General features: G+C 63.2%; 15 protein-coding genes and 2 pseudogenes. 8 read left to right on the top strand and 9 right to left on the bottom strand.

Annotation, left to right across the window (positions count from 1 at the left end; genetic code table 11):
* Positions 1 to 28: 28 nt before the first annotated feature.
* Together CAL13_RS01705 and CAL13_RS01710 are read right to left on the bottom strand one after the other, a co-directional pair.
* Positions 29 to 202, bottom strand: a pseudogene (locus CAL13_RS01705) (MerR family DNA-binding transcriptional regulator); the annotation flags it as partial.
* Positions 203 to 353: 151 nt separating this feature from the next.
* The gene (locus tag CAL13_RS01710; RefSeq protein ID WP_086071304.1) at positions 354 to 1,310 is read right to left on the bottom strand and encodes a GlxA family transcriptional regulator; all 957 of its coding nucleotides are present in this window, start codon (positions 1,308 to 1,310) and stop codon (positions 354 to 356) included.
* Positions 1,311 to 1,512: 202 nt separating this feature from the next.
* On the opposite strand from CAL13_RS01710, the gene CAL13_RS01715 reads away from it, so the two are divergent.
* The 3 genes from CAL13_RS01715 to CAL13_RS01725 all read left to right on the top strand — a co-directional run bounded on the left by CAL13_RS01715 (position 1,513) and on the right by CAL13_RS01725 (position 3,304).
* Positions 1,513 to 1,881 carry a DUF3817 domain-containing protein gene (locus CAL13_RS01715; RefSeq protein WP_027350538.1) on the top strand — a complete coding sequence of 123 codons (369 nt, stop codon included), beginning with the start codon at positions 1,513 to 1,515 and terminating at the stop codon, positions 1,879 to 1,881.
* Positions 1,881 to 2,306 carry a CopD family protein gene (locus CAL13_RS01720; protein ID WP_232467731.1) on the top strand — a complete coding sequence of 142 codons (426 nt, stop codon included), beginning with the start codon at positions 1,881 to 1,883 and terminating at the stop codon, positions 2,304 to 2,306. Before CAL13_RS01715 ends, CAL13_RS01720 begins: the two co-directional genes overlap by 1 nt.
* A 95-nt stretch (positions 2,307 to 2,401) precedes the next feature.
* On the top strand, positions 2,402 to 3,304 hold the full coding sequence (locus tag CAL13_RS01725; RefSeq protein WP_012492785.1) for a LysR family transcriptional regulator: 903 nt from the start codon (positions 2,402 to 2,404) through the stop codon (positions 3,302 to 3,304).
* A 567-nt stretch (positions 3,305 to 3,871) separates the two neighbouring features.
* Here CAL13_RS01725 and CAL13_RS01735 read toward each other — a convergent pair.
* The 5 genes and pseudogenes from CAL13_RS01735 to CAL13_RS21105 all read right to left on the bottom strand — a co-directional run.
* Entirely contained in the window at positions 3,872 to 4,663 is a 792-nt protein-coding gene (locus CAL13_RS01735) for a DsbA family protein (protein WP_198297891.1), read from the bottom strand.
* Positions 4,664 to 4,675: 12 nt separating this feature from the next.
* Positions 4,676 to 7,555 carry a conjugative transfer ATPase gene (locus CAL13_RS01740; RefSeq protein ID WP_086071305.1) on the bottom strand — a complete coding sequence of 960 codons (2,880 nt, stop codon included), beginning with the start codon at positions 7,553 to 7,555 and terminating at the stop codon, positions 4,676 to 4,678.
* On the bottom strand, positions 7,555 to 7,986 hold the full coding sequence (locus CAL13_RS01745; protein WP_086071306.1) for a TIGR03751 family conjugal transfer lipoprotein: 432 nt from the start codon (positions 7,984 to 7,986) through the stop codon (positions 7,555 to 7,557). The genes CAL13_RS01740 and CAL13_RS01745 overlap by 1 nt, the downstream gene beginning before the upstream one ends.
* Positions 7,967 to 9,385: a TIGR03752 family integrating conjugative element protein gene (locus CAL13_RS01750; RefSeq protein WP_086071307.1), complete on the bottom strand. Its 1,419-nt coding sequence runs from the start codon at positions 9,383 to 9,385 to the stop codon at positions 7,967 to 7,969. The genes CAL13_RS01745 and CAL13_RS01750 overlap by 20 nt, the downstream gene beginning before the upstream one ends.
* A pseudogene (locus CAL13_RS21105) lies at positions 9,375 to 9,491 on the bottom strand (TIGR03749 family integrating conjugative element protein); the annotation flags it as partial. The gene CAL13_RS01750 and the pseudogene CAL13_RS21105, both read right to left, overlap by 11 nt.
* Positions 9,492 to 9,531: 40 nt before the next feature.
* On the opposite strand from CAL13_RS21105, the gene CAL13_RS01755 reads away from it, so the two are divergent.
* From CAL13_RS01755 to CAL13_RS01775, 5 genes are all read left to right on the top strand, one after another.
* On the top strand, positions 9,532 to 10,476 hold the full coding sequence (locus CAL13_RS01755; RefSeq protein WP_086071308.1) for an AAA family ATPase: 945 nt from the start codon (positions 9,532 to 9,534) through the stop codon (positions 10,474 to 10,476).
* 17 nt (positions 10,477 to 10,493) lie between these two features.
* Positions 10,494 to 10,874: a hypothetical protein gene (locus CAL13_RS21420; protein ID WP_232467732.1), complete on the top strand. Its 381-nt coding sequence runs from the start codon at positions 10,494 to 10,496 to the stop codon at positions 10,872 to 10,874.
* A 218-nt stretch (positions 10,875 to 11,092) separates the two neighbouring features.
* On the top strand, positions 11,093 to 11,611 hold the full coding sequence (locus tag CAL13_RS01765; protein WP_086071309.1) for a hypothetical protein: 519 nt from the start codon (positions 11,093 to 11,095) through the stop codon (positions 11,609 to 11,611).
* 144 nt (positions 11,612 to 11,755) lie between these two features.
* Complete coding sequence (locus CAL13_RS01770; protein WP_086071310.1) at positions 11,756 to 12,166, top strand: hypothetical protein; 411 nt, start codon at positions 11,756 to 11,758, stop codon at positions 12,164 to 12,166.
* Positions 12,167 to 12,199: 33 nt separating this feature from the next.
* Complete coding sequence (locus tag CAL13_RS01775) at positions 12,200 to 13,861, top strand: sensor domain-containing diguanylate cyclase (RefSeq protein ID WP_232467733.1); 1,662 nt, start codon at positions 12,200 to 12,202, stop codon at positions 13,859 to 13,861.
* Between the two features lie 353 nt (positions 13,862 to 14,214).
* Here the strand turns inward: CAL13_RS01775 and CAL13_RS01780 are convergent, their stop codons facing one another.
* The gene (locus CAL13_RS01780; protein ID WP_086071312.1) at positions 14,215 to 14,790 is read right to left on the bottom strand and encodes a PIN domain-containing protein; all 576 of its coding nucleotides are present in this window, start codon (positions 14,788 to 14,790) and stop codon (positions 14,215 to 14,217) included.
* Positions 14,787 to 15,254 (bottom strand): helix-turn-helix domain-containing protein, encoded by a 468-nt coding sequence (locus CAL13_RS01785; protein ID WP_086071313.1) that lies wholly within the window; start codon positions 15,252 to 15,254, stop codon positions 14,787 to 14,789. Before CAL13_RS01785 ends, CAL13_RS01780 begins: the two co-directional genes overlap by 4 nt.
* Positions 15,255 to 15,552: the final 298 nt, after the last annotated feature.

Raw genomic sequence — 15,552 nt, forward strand, 5'->3', positions numbered from 1 at the left:
ATGTGTAGGCACAGATCCATTCCGGCGCACGCGCCCGCGACACCGTGGCCCCGAGGAACATGCGATAACCGTTGCTGGCACGCGCGGAGCTCAACAGGCCGTGCTCGTCGTAGTGGCGGATCAAGCGCACGCTGGCGTCGCCGCAGCACGCCAGTTCGCCGATGGAGAGGAGCGCGTGGGGCTCGCTCGGTTCATGGGGCATGGATACGCCGTTTCACCCGCTTGACGGGTTCACCCCCGATATCACGGACACTTACAAGAAGGCCGATGAAGGCCCTGAGGAGTGTTCATGTCGAAGCGAAGGAAGTTCAGTGCGTCAGTGCGGAGTTCAAGCGAGAAATCGTCCAGGCAGTTCAGCGCACAAGACTAAAGGATTTTCGATAGGCCGTTGGGCTGACTCCCACGATCCGACCGAAATGTTCCCGCAGGGAGGTGGGGCTTCCAAAGCCCACTGCACTAGCGATGTGCTCAACGGGTAGGTTTGTCGTTTCTAGCAAAGTCTGCGCACGCCTGACACGCGCCCTTAGAAGCCACTGGAGAGGGCTAGTGTTCAGTTGTTCCTGAAACCGTCGATTCAAGGTGCGGCTACTCATCGCAGCCCGCCCAGCCATGTCCTTCAGGGTTAAATCTTGATCTAGCCGCTCTTCGATCCATTGCAGCAATGGGCTGAGATTGGAAGATGCGTCTGGGGGATCGTAAGCGATGAACTGCGCCTGCCCGCCATCTCGTGCAAGAGGCATGACGGCACATCGTGCTGTGTCTGCTGCAACGGCATTGCCGCAGTCTTGTCGAATCATGTGTAGGCACAGATCCATTCCGGCGCACGCGCCTGCCGAGGTGAGTATCCGACCGTTGTCCACGAAAAGAACATTGGGGTCGACTGTGACCTGTGGGAAGAGATCTGCCAGAAGTTGTACACCACGCCAGTGGGTGGTGGCACGCAAGCCATCTAGCAGCCCCGTGCGTGCCAGGATGAAGGCGCCACTGCACAACGATGCGATCCTCGCACCATTCTTTTCCGCTGCTCGGATGGCTTCCAGCAGGGTGTTGGGGATAGGGGAAAGGACATCGTCGAGCCCCGGAATGATGACAGTCTGGGCATTCACGGCATGGCTCAAGCCCCAGCGGATACGCATGTCGAACAACTTTGTTCGAATACGATTCGACTGGGCGCATACGAGAACCTCGTATGGGATCTTCCCCGGCGGGAGGGGCGCGCGCCCGAACATCTCGCAGGCCATCGTCAGGTCAAACGGCACAACGCCATCAAACGCCAGGATGGCTACCCTGTGTACTGCACTTTGCTTCACAGAACTCGCTCCCTTGATTGGCGAGAATCCTTCGATAGATGGCATTCTAGCCAATTGGCGAACTTCCGACATGTCGACATACTTGCGCTTCCGGCGAGAGGAAAGTCGCTGAAAACATAACCATTGAACAAGGTCGAGGCATGCCTGCATCAATCAGGCGCCTGGATTGTTCTGACATATTGAGCCACCCAGCGGATGAGTCATGACCACAAGCGCACAGGCAGAAAAGAACTCACTCGATCAAATCAGAAGTATTGAATCCAAACAACTGAGGCGCCTGGAGAAGGCGTCGATCGTCGAGGCGACAACTCTGATCCTGCTAGTGTTCGTTGCGGCACCTCTCAGGCATTTCGGGGATTGGCCGTATGGCTCGAAGCTACTTGGGCCAATACATGGGATCGCATTCTTGGCGTACCTATGGACTGCCTTGCAAACTGTAGCCGGCGGCGGCTGGCATAAACGTGAAATGCTTCGATTGTTCGCAGTTGCGTTCCTGCCATTCGGCGGCTATCTCAATATCCGGTGGCTACGTGAACGGGCGAGAATATTCAACGATATCGGACAGGCCTGATGATGATTGCGGCGCTCTATCCCTATTTGGTGGCGACGCACGTGACAGCGGTGGTGTTTCTGGTAGGCGGCTTGCTTGCGCAAGAATGGATAGTAAATGCCATTTCGCAGTCCCCACCGGAAGAACAAGCAGGGATGCTGGCTGCATTGCAGCGCTTTGATCTCCTTGTCACGACACCTGCATTGTTGTTGACCTGGATCTTCGGGTTATCACTAGCGCTCAGCGCAGGATGGCTGTCGTCACGATGGTTGCTGGTCAAGCTGGCTTTCGTCGTCGCGCTCTCGGCTTTGCATGGGTTCCGTTCCGGGCGAATACGTCATTGCATTCGAACTGGAGCAGCTATAAGAAGAATTCCCGGTGCTGATCTCGGCATCGTGATTGCGATGCTAACCATAGCTGTGTTGGCATTTGTGAAGCCGGTCTAGCACGATAGCGGAAAGTCCTTCATGTCCCCGGACGTGGCGAACCTGTCTGCCGGCACGGGCCAGCAGGACGCGGGGCGAGATTCCGGAGCGTAACGATGCTGATGCGCCATATCCGGTATTTCATCGCCGTGGCGGAGGAACTCAGCTTTACCCGTGCTGCGGAGCGACTTCACATCGAACAGTCGCCGCTGTCGCGATCCATCCGCCAATTGGAGGATGATCTGGGCGTCCGGCTCTTCGAGCGTAACAGCCATGGCACCCGGCTCACCTGGGCTGGACAAGTCTTCCTTGAGGAGGCACGGCGCGTACTGGCAGCGGTCGAGCAGGCCCGTGCCGGCGCAAGGGCCGCCGCGACCGGATACCGCGGGCTCCTGAGAATCGCGCTGTCCGACGGCATCTCGCCATCGCACTTGAGCAACCTGCTGGCTCGCTGCCGCGAAGAGTCGCCCGAGGTCGAGATCAGCCTGTTCGAAGTGACACTCGCACAGCAGCTGAAAGGCCTGAGAGAGGGCGACTACGACGCGGGGTTCGCGAAGGCGGAGCATCCGGGGGAAGGATTGCTGGCCACGCCGGCGTGGAGCGAGCCTCTGGTCGTCGCGGTGCCGGCGCGGCATCCCGCCTTGATTCATCCCGAGCTTTCCCTGATGGAGCTGCTTTCCCATCCACTGGTGCTGTGTGACCCGAACGCGTGCGCAGGATGCAGCCGGCAACTCGACAGGCTGTTGCGTGCCGCGGAATGCGAGGTCAGGATTGCCGAAAGGGTGGCATCCCATGACCTGCTGATGGCGCTGGTCGCGGCGGGCTACGGCCTCGGGATCACCACCCGCACGCATCTGTCCCTGTGGCGGCACCCGGATGTCGTCTCGCGTCCGTTGGCCGGTGAAGTCCCCCCGTTGACGACCTACCTGTTGCGCCGGGATGCCGAAGACTCGGTGCAGTTGCGGAGCTTCGTCGAACGATTGCGAGAAACCACGATGCCTAACCTCGAAAAGGCGTAGGTAGGTGCGAGGGAGTAGGACGAGGTCCGGGACAAGACGGCAAGCTTGTTCACTTGTCTTCATGTAGTGGCGACCCCAATGCGGAGCATGGAAAGAGGCCATGATGGGTGCGCTGATCAAGCCTGTGAGTGTCCCGACAGCAGCGGATACAGGGACATCACGAGCAGCACGGCCATCGCGATGTTGAAGATGCGCAGGCGGCGCCGGTCCGTTGACAACGGCGTAGAGGGCCGCGATGGCCATCACCTCCAGCGCGCCGCCCTCGGTGGCTGAGTAGGTGGCAATGGCCCCGATGGCCATGGTGGCACGCCTTGGGATTGCCCCACTGGAAGGCGGCAGCCTTCCAGAAGCCGAATGGCCGATCTGGGGCGGCCGTCTCCCGCAACGGTTGTGAGGTATCAATCTTCCAGCATCAGGGTTAAACCTCAGGTCAACTTGAGGTCAAGCGAGGTTTCAGGCAGTGCGAATCGGCTGTTGGCGATCGGCCGCCCCCTCGCTAAGCGACCTTCTCGCGCGGACCCATGGCAAGGCCTGGACAGGCCGCGAACTCGGGTACGGGTGACGACATCACCGGATGGTCGTCATTGCGGGGGTGCGGGTGTCTCCGCTGAGTGCCGCGTCGGCGGCATGGGTGGGTCCTGGAGCGCGCGATGCATCGCTGGCGACCAGATCGAGTGCCGACAGAAGCGCATCACCGTCGATCGGCCCATGCAGCAGCAGTGATCCTCCCGTCAGGCTGTCTTCCAGCCGCACGGTGGGCGTGGCGTTGATACCGCTGCGCAGGGCCTCGTCGGCCTGCGCGCGAACGATAGCTGCGGAACGATCGCTGTCCAGGCATGCCTGGATGGCGGTCGTCAGGCCTGGCCAGGCCTGATCGGTCGGCAGCCCCTGGCCATCGCCGCGGGTGTTTTGGTAGAGCCAGGCGATGGCACCGAAGAAGGCCTCGTGGCCTTGCGCTTCGCCTGCGCACTCGGCCACGCGGGCCAGCCGGCTTGCCTCGGGATCGTGCATCGCCAGCGGCAGGTGATGCCACCGCAGGCTGGCCTCTGGATGGGCATCGATCCAGGCCACCAAGGTCGGGTAGTAGGCCTTGCAGAACGGACATTCCAGGTCGGCGTACAGCGTCAGCGTGAAGCGCGCATCGGCAGGGCCGTGGCGCCAGGGTGGGCCGGCCGGATGCGCCTGCGCGACCTCGGGCTCCGTGCGCGGTGTAGGTGCACCGGGCGTGCGGTACAAGAGCCAGCCCAGCAGGCCGGCTACAAGGATGCCGGCGACCACCCAGGGCAGCCGCGGGAGTCGCCCGGCGCGCTTGCGAAGGGCCTGGGACCGGCTCGGCAAGGTGGTTTGCTTCGAGGACATGACGCGCTCCGGTCATTTCGGCAGAGACAGCGGCGGCGATGCGATGCCACGCGCCTGGTCGATCTTCTCGGCTACCTTGAAGGCGGCATCCAATTCGCCGATACCGTACTGGCGCATGAGCTGGTAGCGCTCGGCCTTCTCTTCCGGCTCGGTCTGCGCAAGGGCCAGATAGAGGCTGGGCGGCACGGCGCGGAACAGCACTTCCATCGACTTGGACAGGATGACGCCCTCGCTGAACTTGCCCGCCTCCTTGCGCGCGGACAGCATCAGCGCCTTCTGCGCGGGCGACAGTTCGCGGAACCGGGCGATCTTCTCCACCTCGTCGGGCGGCATCGACAGGCAGATCCACCACTCGATCATGTTGAGCATGGGCTCGGCAGCCTTGGGCAGGTCGTCGATGTTCTGCGTCGCCAGCCAGTACCACGCACCGAGCTTGCGCCACATCTTGGTGATCTTGACCACGTAGGGCGCGAGCAGCGGGTTCCTGGTGATGATGTGGCCTTCGTCGGTGACGTTGATGATCGGCCGGCCCAGGAACTGGTCGCGCTCGGCGATGTTGTTCACCGTGTTGATCAGCGAGATGTAGGCGATGGAGAGCTGCGCGTTGTAGCCCTCGCGCGCGAAGGTGGCCAGATCCACGATGGTGATGTCCGCCTCGGGCCAGGGCGTGCCCGGACGGTCGAACATCTCGCCGTCCGCGCCCTGGCAGAGCATGTCCATCGCATCGGCCATCTCCAGCAGCCGCGCGCGCCGGGCATCCGGCAGGTTGGCGTCGCGGGCGCGTTCGCGCAGCGCGTCGCGCACGTCGCGGGTTAGCACCGTGCGCGCCTGTTCCACGCAGCGCTGGGCGGCGTCCAGGATGCACTGGCGAATCAGGCTGCGGTCGGCGCGCGTCATGCGCGCTTCCTCCTTGTCCTCGCCTCCGGTGATCATCAGCCGGGCGGTGATTTCGAGTTCGCCGAGCACGTCGCGCTGGTCATCCCCGTCATCAGCCGGATGGGTGTCGCCGTCCTCGTCCAGGGCGTCGGCATCCAGCGTCTGCACCTGGCCCGGTGTATCGACCAGGCGCCAGGCATCGGCGAACGGCGCCAGGCTCACGCCCGCGCCGGGTGCCAGCTTCACGCGATGCACGCTCAGGCCCAGCCGAGCGGCGAAGTCACCGAACAGGCCAAAGCTGTTGCCGGCCTCGACGATGAACAACCTCGGCCGGTAGATCGCCGTGACCTGGTTGAGGATGTTGTTCAGCGTGGCGCTCTTGCCGGAGCCGGTCGGGCCGAAGAGGAACAGGTGGGCGTTCATCTGCCGGTCGAGCCGGTTCAGTGGATCGAAGGTGATCGTGCCGCCGCCCCGGTTGAAGAAGGTGATGCCCGGATGGCCGGTGCCCTGGCTGCGCCCCCACACCGGCCCCAGGTTGGCCGCGTGCTGCGCGAACATCAGTTGCGTGTACCACTGCCGCTTGTCCGCCGCCGGGTCGAACAGGCAGGGCAGCCAGCGCAGGTAGGTGTTGAGCGGCGCCACCTCGTCCTCTTCGCGCACCGGCTGCAGGCCCGCATTGAGCATGACATTGACCAGTTGCAGACCGCGGGCGTCGAGCTGCGCCATGTCGCGGCCGCGCAGATAGAACGCCAGCGTGCCCCGGTACAGCTTGTGCGCGCTGCCGATGAGGCCGCGGGCCTGCTGCACGTCCTGGCGCGCCTGCTCGCTGGCGAGCGTCTCGCCGACCGCCTTGCGGGCCAGGTGGTTGAGGTGCGCCTCCAGCACATCCTGCGGCGTGGCGACCAGGGTCAGGCACATCACCGTGTCCTCGGGCATCTGGTCGAACAGCGCGTTCATCGCATCGCCGCCCTTGCGCGTCTCGCCGGTCACGTGCCCTGTCGCGGGCGGCGAGCGCAGGCGGTCCATGACGATGGCCCGGTGCGGCATGCCGTCGAAGAACCACAGGCCGCGGGCGACATCCGAGCGCGGCTGGCCGAAGAACAGGCGCTGCGCGAAGTCGCCGCTGGCCAACTCGATCTCGCCCTCTTCCCGGTCTTCCGGGTAGCGGGCCAGCGCGTAGAAGCGCTCCCGGTCTTCGGCCGTGCTGCCCAGCGCGCCGGGATTCGGGTTGAACCAGCGCAGCAGCCAGTCGTGAATGTCCGCCGCGCCAAGGCGCCGGGCCTTGACGCCGGCATTCGCCAGGCCGCCGACCAGGCGGTCGCAAATCGTCGCCAGGGCCTGCTCGGGCGATTGCCCGCGCCGGACCGATGTGGCGTCCGGGGTGCGCCGATAAACCACCATGCGCACGCGCCGGGTCTGGCCGCGCCACGGCAGGCGTGTGACCGTGGTGTCCTCGAACAGGCCACCGGGCTTGGCGATCGCGCGCAGGTGGTGACCGAAGAAGCGCAGATAGAACTCGCTGAACGCGCTGCCCTGCGCGCGTGGATGCAGGTACGCCCCCAGCGTGCGCAGGTAGTGGTCCCAATCGGCTTCGTCCTGCGCATAGAGCTGCACCACCCACGGGTTCTCGTCCAGTTCGTCGAAGGAGTCCTGCAGCGCGTTCTCCAGGGCATCGCGGGCCTGCCACAGCCAGGCGGTCTCGCGCCCTTCGGTACCGATCGGCTGTAACTCGAAGAACGCCGCCACCGATTGGCCATCTTCGAGCAGCATGCACCTCGTGGCCGGCAGGTACTCGACCCAGGGCAGCAGGTCGGCGAAAGACGGCGCCACGTCGTAGAGCGCCGCGTGGTCGGCCCGCGTCGCGGGTCGCCGATGATTCGACCCAAGGGCGGCGCCAGGTGCGTCGATGCCGTGCGCAGCGAGGCGGTCGACATGCCGCGTCCAGGCGTCCGGCTCGATGTCGGCCTGGACTGGCCTGGGGGCCGGACGACGCGGCCACGGCAGTCGCCAGCCCATCAGTAGTCCTCCAGCCGCTCGCCGGGCATCGCGTACTGCACGCGCTGGTAGAGCGGGAAGACGGTGCTGTAGCCGGGCACCGGTACTGGGTCGGTGCCGGCCAGGTGCGGAAAGACGTACATCACCAGATCGGGGTTCGGCAGTCGATGGAACTGTCGCTGGATCTCGTTCGCTGCAGTGCGGGTGTAGGCCGCGTTCCGGGCGGGCGCTGCGAGGGTGCCGGCGTCGGTCAGCGGACGGCGCAGGTCCTGGCGTGCGTCGAGCAGCAGGCGGCCGGCCTGGCCGCCGCTGTAGCCGCCAGTCTCGTGCTGCCAGATGTCCAGCATGGTGTGCTCGCCCCGGGGCAGCAGCTTTTCCGAGCTGGTGGCACAACCCGCGAGAACGGCGGCGGCGAGCAGGACAAGGGGGCGGTCAATCCAGGTCCGGCGCATGCACTTCTCCCATGAGGTGATTCACCCGGCGCCCCTTGGCGTCGTGGTCGATGGCGATCGGCTGCTCCAGGTGCACGGCCACCCTGGCGCCGGGCTGCACGTAGACCGCAGCGAAGGCCTGGCCGTAGAGCTTGTTGACCCAGTCGGCCATGTCGCGCACGCCACCGGCAAGGATGCGGCCCATGGCCTCGTTGCCCGAAATGCCGACCGTGCCCAGCGAACCGTTGTTGCTGGCGACCACGGCCACGCTGCCGTTGTCGGACTTGATGAGCGAAGCGGCGCCTGCGCCGGCCGCGGTGATCAACGCCTGCGATCCCAGGTACTGCTGGGCATTGCTGCGCCGCTCGCCCGAGACGCACGGGATGCCGTAGGGATCACTGATCCAGCCCAGGCCGTCCAGCAGACTGGTGCTGTTCTGGCTTTGATTGCGCTTGCCGTCGTCCTCCGGCACCGTGCGGATGGTGCCGTCGGTGAACACGAAGGTGATGGAGCGGACCTGCCCACGCACGCACGAAAGCGTCCAGTCGCCCGAGGCCGTGCCGCTGACCACCGCACCGGCCACGTCGGGAATCTCGATGCCGTTGGCCGCCAGGTTGTCCGCCCCGATCAGCACCTTGAAGGGAAACGGGTCGTTGACGGTGCCGTCGATGGGAATGCGACCGATCAGCGCGGTCATGGCGACCGAGCCCATCAGCGTGGCATTGGTGGGCACCGTATAGACCGCCTGGGTGGTGCCGCCAACGGCCTGCGCCGTCCTGTCGCCGACGGCCTCCGCCGCGGCCGACAGCTCCGGCGAGGCCGGGCCGAAGCTGGAGGGAAAGGCGGGCAAGCGCAGGCTGCTCGAACCGCCCTTGGGATCGGGCCGGGCGTCAGCCGGTTCGATCCAGCGCATGCCGCCATCCGTGAGCGGCCCGCCGTCATGCCCGTCCAGCCCGAGGCCGATCGGCAGGTCGGCGGCATCGCCCTTGCCGGACAGCCCGTCCAGGCGGCGCTGCAATTCCTGCATCAGCCCTTGCGTCTGCTGCCGGTCGCTGGCGGCCTGGGTTCGCTCCTGTTCCAGGCGGCGGCGTTCGCTGTCGAGGGCGTTCTGGATGCGCTGGTCGATCGCACCCTCGCGGGTACGCAGGCGCTCGTTCTCCGCCTTGTGCTGGCGGTTGTCGCTCAGCGCGGTCTGCAACTCGGTGCGGAGCTGCTTGACCTGCGCCACCAGGGTGGCGATGGTATCGCGCGGGGTGTCGCCCGCGATGCCGAGCGCCTTCATTTCTTCGGGAGTGAGCTGCCCCGAGACATCCTGCTTGCCAGGTGCAGCGTCACTGCCTGAGAACAACCTGGCACCGACGAACACCAGCAACAATGCCATCGGAATCAGCAGCCACTTCAACAGGGGATTACTCCTCATCGGACGTCCTCCCCGCAGCGGCGGCCGGCGGCAGGTTCGTGCCGGCATCGATGGGACTGAGCACCGGCATCAGGGACTCGGCCAGGCCACGGCCGCGCGTGACCAGATCCGAGCTGGATCGCTGGATTGCTAGCAGCATTAGCAAGATGAAACCGGATGCTTCGGGCTTTCGCGCGGCGTCCGAGGCAGTGATCAAAGAGGAGCGCGAGAAGAACCATCATCTGCTCGCAAATGACCTTGAGCGCTTGCTTTACGGCGATCAGGCAAACTTCGGGAAGAATGCGCGGAAGCTGCAAAGTTTGCCCAGCGTGCCGACAAATAAAGACAACGGGCTTGCGCTACTAGAAGAGCGTGCCGTGATTCGAGAGGAGAAAGACATCATTCTCTCGGATGCTTCGCAGTCGGCACTCGATGAAATCCTGATGGAGCACAACCGGGCGGACGTGCTCCGATCCTATGGCCTGCAACCCGCGCAGAAGCTGTTGTTTTGCGGGCCTCCCGGCTGCGGCAAGACGCTGGCCGCAGAAGTCATCGCGCATTCCCTGTCCATGCCACTCGTCCTCGTTCGGCTGGACTCGATCATATCGTCGTTTCTGGGGGAGACGGCTGCCAATTTGCGAAAAGTGTTCGATTACGTCGCAACGCATCCCGTGGTCGCATTGTTCGATGAATTCGACGCCCTGACCAAGGATCGTGGCGACAGCGCCGATCATGGTGAGCTCAAACGCTCCGTAAATGCCGTCTTGCAGATGATGGACGGTTATCGAGGCGAGAGCATCCTGATCGCCACCACCAACTACGAAACCCTATTGGACAAGGCGGTTTGGCGACGCTTCGATGAGGTTGTGCGCTTCGAGATGCCGAATCTGGAGCAGATCAAACGCTTGTTAGCTCTGAAACTCTCCGGTGTCCGCCGCAATTTCGAGCCCGACGATGGCCAGGTGGCATCCGTGTTCAAGGGGATGTCGCACGCCGATATCGAGCGTGTACTGCGGCGGGCCGTTAAGGAAATGATCCTGTCTGGGCGGGAGTTTTTGGAGAAGAGTCATATCGATAACGCACTTGCCAGAGAGTATCGCTACAAGAGTTAAGGCATGGAGGGGAGAAGATGGCCTATGAGCACCTGCGTCTAGATCGTGAAGAACCGATCAATCTTCGCCACCCGCGGAGGGGCGGGGGCGGTTTTACACCACAAGACCCACGTGCTTACGGCGCGGCGCTTGGCACAAAATTCCAGGCTGCAAGGGGGCGTATCACTGACCCGGATCAGGCCGACATTGGCGGCTACGATGATCGCAAGCTGATAAAGATTCAGCTGCGTCATGGAGAAAGCCTACCTCCGGACTCTTTCCAGGCTATTCCCGGTGTGGAAATCGTCAGCCAGGAAGAAAAAACTGTTGTTTTGGCCTTCGCCACTGATGAAGGTTTGGACGAATTCGAACGGCGTTTGGCAACGTTGGCGCGTGACGGTAGCGAAGCAGGTCGTTGAGCTGCTTCTCGTGCGCCTGACCTTCCTGCTCTTCGTCGAGATGCGTCAGCGCCTTAAACGGCGTCGCCGACAGCAGAAGCGTTGCATAACCGGTGCCTTCATGCAGCACCCGTCGCGCGATAATGTGTTCCTCCGAAACGGAGTCCTCGCCGGTAGCCGCATCCGGCGTAACGGGACCGGCGTGCAACAACGTCGAAAACCGCTGGAACTCATCGAGAATGAAGATACCCGTAGACAGGCTGATGGAGGAACATCGAACCTTCGAATATAGTCTGACCAACATGCCGATACGGGTGATGGTCTCCCACTACATCGCATTCTGCCGCGATAAGAGAAAGCGGCCGGAGTTCTTCTGCTGGCCAGGCATATGGATGGCTGCGAGCAAGGCCACCGCCGAGCATCGATCCCTCTTCCTTGCCCATCTGTCGCTGTTTCAGGACCGGGAAGACACGAACAAGATCTTCCCGCGTGCTATGCCAGGAAAGAGCCCGGATAACCTCAGAAGGCTGGTCAATGGCTTCTACAGCTCCATGCTTGTCTTCGATCTGGCGCGGCAGTGGGTGGTGGCCCCCGGTCCCTTTCGATATGATTTTTCGTGGCTTACCGGGGAGTCCGATAACGCTGAGCTGGTGACCAGCGCAAAGCGTCAATTCGTCCAGTTCTACGGGGTGGATCCCGACTCATTCGACCTCATAGACGGCGTCAACGTGCAGACCGTCGACAAGAGCGACGGATGAAGAAAGAAACCGCGCAGCACGCCAATCTTTGTCACCATGACTCGAGAACGGTCAGCTACTGACCGACCACAACCGCCCTGGGTGGATTCCCGGTTCGAGCTCGCCCGCGTCCAACAGCAGGCAATCGAGGCACGCTCGTCCGCCTTGCAACTATCCGTTGCGCAGGCTGCGTATCTGGCCAACGCCTGCGCCGCCGATGATCCGCTGTCGGTCTTGCGCGTGTTGGGCTTGGACGTCAGCACGCTGCAGACACTGCCTCCAAGGCCTTGGGCGGACATGGCGGCACGAACGTGCAGCGTGAGCTATCGCGGGCGGCTCCCCACCGACGTACTACGCGCCATGCTGCTCAGAGGCGAAACGTGGGATCCTTGGTGCCCTCATCTGGCTTACTTGCTGGACGAGGCGCCGCTATCGCTTCTTGTGCTCGCGCTCGAGGAAACGTCGCGGTACCACGACGTGCCCATAAAATGCCTCTGGCGCAACCTGGCTCGGCTGGTGGTCAGCTGCCAAAGTCGCCGGCTCGCCGATTGGCCGGCGCTGGTGAATGCCGGTTAGTGTCTTGGAACCTTCCCTACCGGCATTCACACCGTGAGCTTCGTCGCTGCTGTGGCGCGCCGATCGCGTCGCGCCATCGTGGGGAACGTGATCTCACAGGCTCGTTGGCGCGTTCCATGGATACAATCGCGGCACGACGACGAATCCCATGCGGGCGACGCGGGAATGACAAGACATTTACTCGGACAGAGCCGGCGCTTCGATATGGCCGGCTTGGTCTTCGGCGGCGCGGTCACCCTCGCTCTGCTGATTTCCTTGCTAGGCGCAGCAGCCCTCTACCAAATGCGCCGCGACATCCTGGCCAGCAACAAGGAAGCCGGGGCCAATCTCGCGCTGACGCTCGAGCGCAGCATCTCCCGCACACTGCAGGTGCATGATTTGGCCATCGCCGGCGTCGTCACTTCGCTGCAGGACCCCGCTGTCATGTCGCTGCCGCCCATCCTGCGCCAGCGCGCCCTCTTCGACGTCGCCATCAATGCCGAGGACATGGGGTCGCTGTTCGCCAGCGATGCGCAAGGCAACGTGCAGCTCGACTCGCAACAGTGGCCTCCCAGGTCGCTCAATGTCGCCGATCGCGATTACTTTCAGGCGCACCACCGGGACCCGGAGGCCGGACTGTATGTCAGCCGGCCGTTTCAAGGGCGCCTGCAGCCGAGCGACACATTTTTGGCGCTGAGCCGGCGCCTGGTTTCGCCAGATGGCAGCTTCGCTGGCGTCGTCAGCGGCAGCTTGCGGCTGTCGTACTTTCGCAAGCTGTTCAACGGGGTCAGCCTAGGGGGCGGCGGCACCATCACGCTGGTGCGTACGGACGGCACCATCGTGATGCGGCGCCCGTATGACGACGCGGTCATTGGCCGCGACATGTCGAACAGCGCTGTGTTCCCTCCCATTCTGCGCGGCAGCCACGGCACCTTTGTCGGCACCACGCCCATCGACGGCGTGCGCCGACTCTACAGCTACCACCGCACGCCCCAATTTCCGCTGGTCGTTGTGGTCGGACGTGCCATGACCGATGTGCTCGCACCCTGGTACCGCCGGGTGTGGACATTCGGCGGCATCATCGCCGCAGTCGACGTGTTTATCATTGCGCTGGCAGCGATGCTCGCCCGTCAATGGCGCCGGCGGCAAGCCATCGAGGACCATCTGCGTCACATGGTCGCCACCGATGGACTGACCGGCCTGGGCAGCCGGCGGGCGCTGGACGACGTCACCGATCGGGAATGGCGTCGAGCCCACCGCGAAAAGCAGCCCTTGTCACTGCTGATGATCGACGTTGACCATTTCAAGCAGTTCAACGACCTCTATGGCCACATGGCCGGGGATGATGCCCTCGCCGCGGTCGGCCGCTGCATTCAGCAGCATATCCGCCGTCCCGGCGACTATGCGGGCCGCTATGGTGGCGAAGAGTTTGCAGTGCTACTGCCGGGCACCGACGCGGCCGGCGCTGCGCTGATCGCGGAGCACATCCGCCAGGCGGTGGAACGGTTACACCTGGCTCATGCCGGCAGTCCGCTCGGCAGCCTGACGGTCAGCATCGGCACCGTGACGGACGGCGCAGACTGGAACGGTGGCCGCCATTTTCCGGATGTGCGCGCCTTCTTGCGTGCCGGTGATGAAGCGCTGTATCAAGCCAAACGTGCGGGGCGCAATCGGACCGTTGGCTCGGGCGTCCACGCGCCGGCGATCCCGGCCTGACCAAAAAAAAGCGCTGCCTTTGTTGCAAAAGCAGCGCGCTACAGTCCGTGTCGGAAGGCACGGACGGGGGACCCGGTCGACGCCATTGTGGCGTCGCTGATCAGGTCACAACGCATTATTGCAAGGAGGGACGGCACGTTTAAACTGGCAGACGAATAACCTGCTGCGGAGACACGCCCCTTCGCACGCTACCTTACAGACATGCCTTCACAGAGTTCGGTAACTTAGGACGCTGATGTAATCCGGCATCTTGTGAAATACAACGTTGCGCCCTTAGCTTCCGGCTTCGGTGGATGCCTTTCGCAGCGATACATCTGTCGGGGGATTCTTCGTCATCCGTCTTTGTCTACCGGTCAAAGAATGGTGCGGTAAGTCGCGAGGGTCCTGGTCGTTTGAACCAGGCCTTGGCGCAGCAAAATGTCGAGGTAACGGTCCACATCAATCGCGGGCTCCCTGAGTTGAGCACGCTGGCGTTGCGCCGCCGACACGACCGCTGCCGCGTCCAGGTCCAACAGGTTGTCCACGAACTCGTCGGGATGCTGCGATTCGATGCCGTAGGGCGCCAGCATCTCTGTCGGGAAATCCCGCTGGTTGAATGTCACGATCACGCTCGCGCCACAGCGAATCGCCGCAGCCAGCACATGGCGGTCGTCTGGATCTGGCAACGCCAGCCCAGCCACGAGCGCTTCGTATCCCTCCACCAAGGCGTCCGGGATAGCGCGATCCATCAGGTCGGATGTGCGGTCGACCTGGGCCTGGGTGAGATCTGGCCGGTTGGTCAGCAGGTTCCGTTTCCACTCATCGTGAATAGCCCGGCTCCACCGCGCCCGAAACCGCCCAGACAGTCCCAACCACATTAAGAAATCCCGCAGAGGCGCCGGATAGAGGACACATGCGTCGTAGACGGCGGTGAAGGAGGAATGCCTCATTCGTACCCCATTCCCAGCTCCTGCGACTGCTGGGCGAGTTCCGCCATTGCTTGTTCACTAGCGCGTTCACGTGCTTCTTTGTACTGCATCAGGTCGGCAAACCTTACCCTGCGGTGCTTGCCAGTCCGATGAAACGGCAACACACCGTCTTCGAGCAACCTGACGAAATGCGGGCGAGAGACGTTAAGCAGGTCCGCCGCCTCTTGGGTCGTTAACTCTGCATGGACTGGTACCACCTTCACGGCGTTCCCGTCGGCAAGTTCGGCCAGGATGTCAACGAGCAGGCGCAGCGCCGAGGTGGGCAGTTCTACTTCGTGCGCTTGTTTCTGGTCATCGAAAATCTGAATGTGTTGCGTTTCGAATTGAGTCGCCAAATAGGCTGCCAGGGCACGCTGACCCTGCACGGCCGCTTTCACCTCCCCCTCAGCGGGCAAGGTCATCTTGGATTGGGCAGTGTTGGTCATAAGTTACTCCTAGAAAGACGACTACAAGGCACATTGTATTCGAAATAAACGAAACATGCAATAGTGCGATTTGCACACCCAAGGTGGTCATGGGGCTGGGACCATTCCGAGCCCGTCGGCGATGCTCAACGGCCTCCGTTCGTCTTCGGTGAGGGAGTGCGAACTGTCCAGCGTCGCGGTGCGGCCCGCCAGCGAACCCCGATGTTCGCGAACGGATCGCTGAGTACGTACTGGTGATGGACCAGCCAGCGGAACATCGCACCAAGGATCGACAGGACATGTGATCGACCCTGCCCAC

This window comes from Bordetella genomosp. 9 (assembly GCF_002119725.1).
GTDB lineage: Bacteria > Pseudomonadota > Gammaproteobacteria > Burkholderiales > Burkholderiaceae_B > Bordetella_C.

Excerpts from the sequence above, each read along its gene's own strand:
- CAL13_RS01720 (WP_232467731.1), top strand. The coding sequence starts at position 1,881 with ATGATGATTGCGGCGCTCTATCCCTATTTGGTGGCGACGCACGTGACA.
- CAL13_RS01765 (WP_086071309.1), top strand. The coding sequence starts at position 11,093 with ATGAAGATACCCGTAGACAGGCTGATGGAGGAACATCGAACCTTCGAA.
- CAL13_RS01755 (WP_086071308.1), top strand. The coding sequence starts at position 9,532 with ATGAAACCGGATGCTTCGGGCTTTCGCGCGGCGTCCGAGGCAGTGATC.
- CAL13_RS01740 (WP_086071305.1), bottom strand. The coding sequence starts at position 7,555 with ATGGGCTGGCGACTGCCGTGGCCGCGTCGTCCGGCCCCCAGGCCAGTC.
- CAL13_RS01725 (WP_012492785.1), top strand. The coding sequence starts at position 2,402 with ATGCTGATGCGCCATATCCGGTATTTCATCGCCGTGGCGGAGGAACTC.
- CAL13_RS01745 (WP_086071306.1), bottom strand. The coding sequence starts at position 7,986 with ATGCGCCGGACCTGGATTGACCGCCCCCTTGTCCTGCTCGCCGCCGCC.
- CAL13_RS21420 (WP_232467732.1), top strand. The coding sequence starts at position 10,494 with ATGGCCTATGAGCACCTGCGTCTAGATCGTGAAGAACCGATCAATCTT.
- CAL13_RS01780 (WP_086071312.1), bottom strand. The coding sequence starts at position 14,790 with ATGAGGCATTCCTCCTTCACCGCCGTCTACGACGCATGTGTCCTCTAT.
- CAL13_RS01750 (WP_086071307.1), bottom strand. The coding sequence starts at position 9,385 with ATGAGGAGTAATCCCCTGTTGAAGTGGCTGCTGATTCCGATGGCATTG.
- CAL13_RS01735 (WP_198297891.1), bottom strand. The coding sequence starts at position 4,663 with ATGTCCTCGAAGCAAACCACCTTGCCGAGCCGGTCCCAGGCCCTTCGC.
- CAL13_RS01715 (WP_027350538.1), top strand. The coding sequence starts at position 1,513 with ATGACCACAAGCGCACAGGCAGAAAAGAACTCACTCGATCAAATCAGA.
- CAL13_RS01785 (WP_086071313.1), bottom strand. The coding sequence starts at position 15,254 with ATGACCAACACTGCCCAATCCAAGATGACCTTGCCCGCTGAGGGGGAG.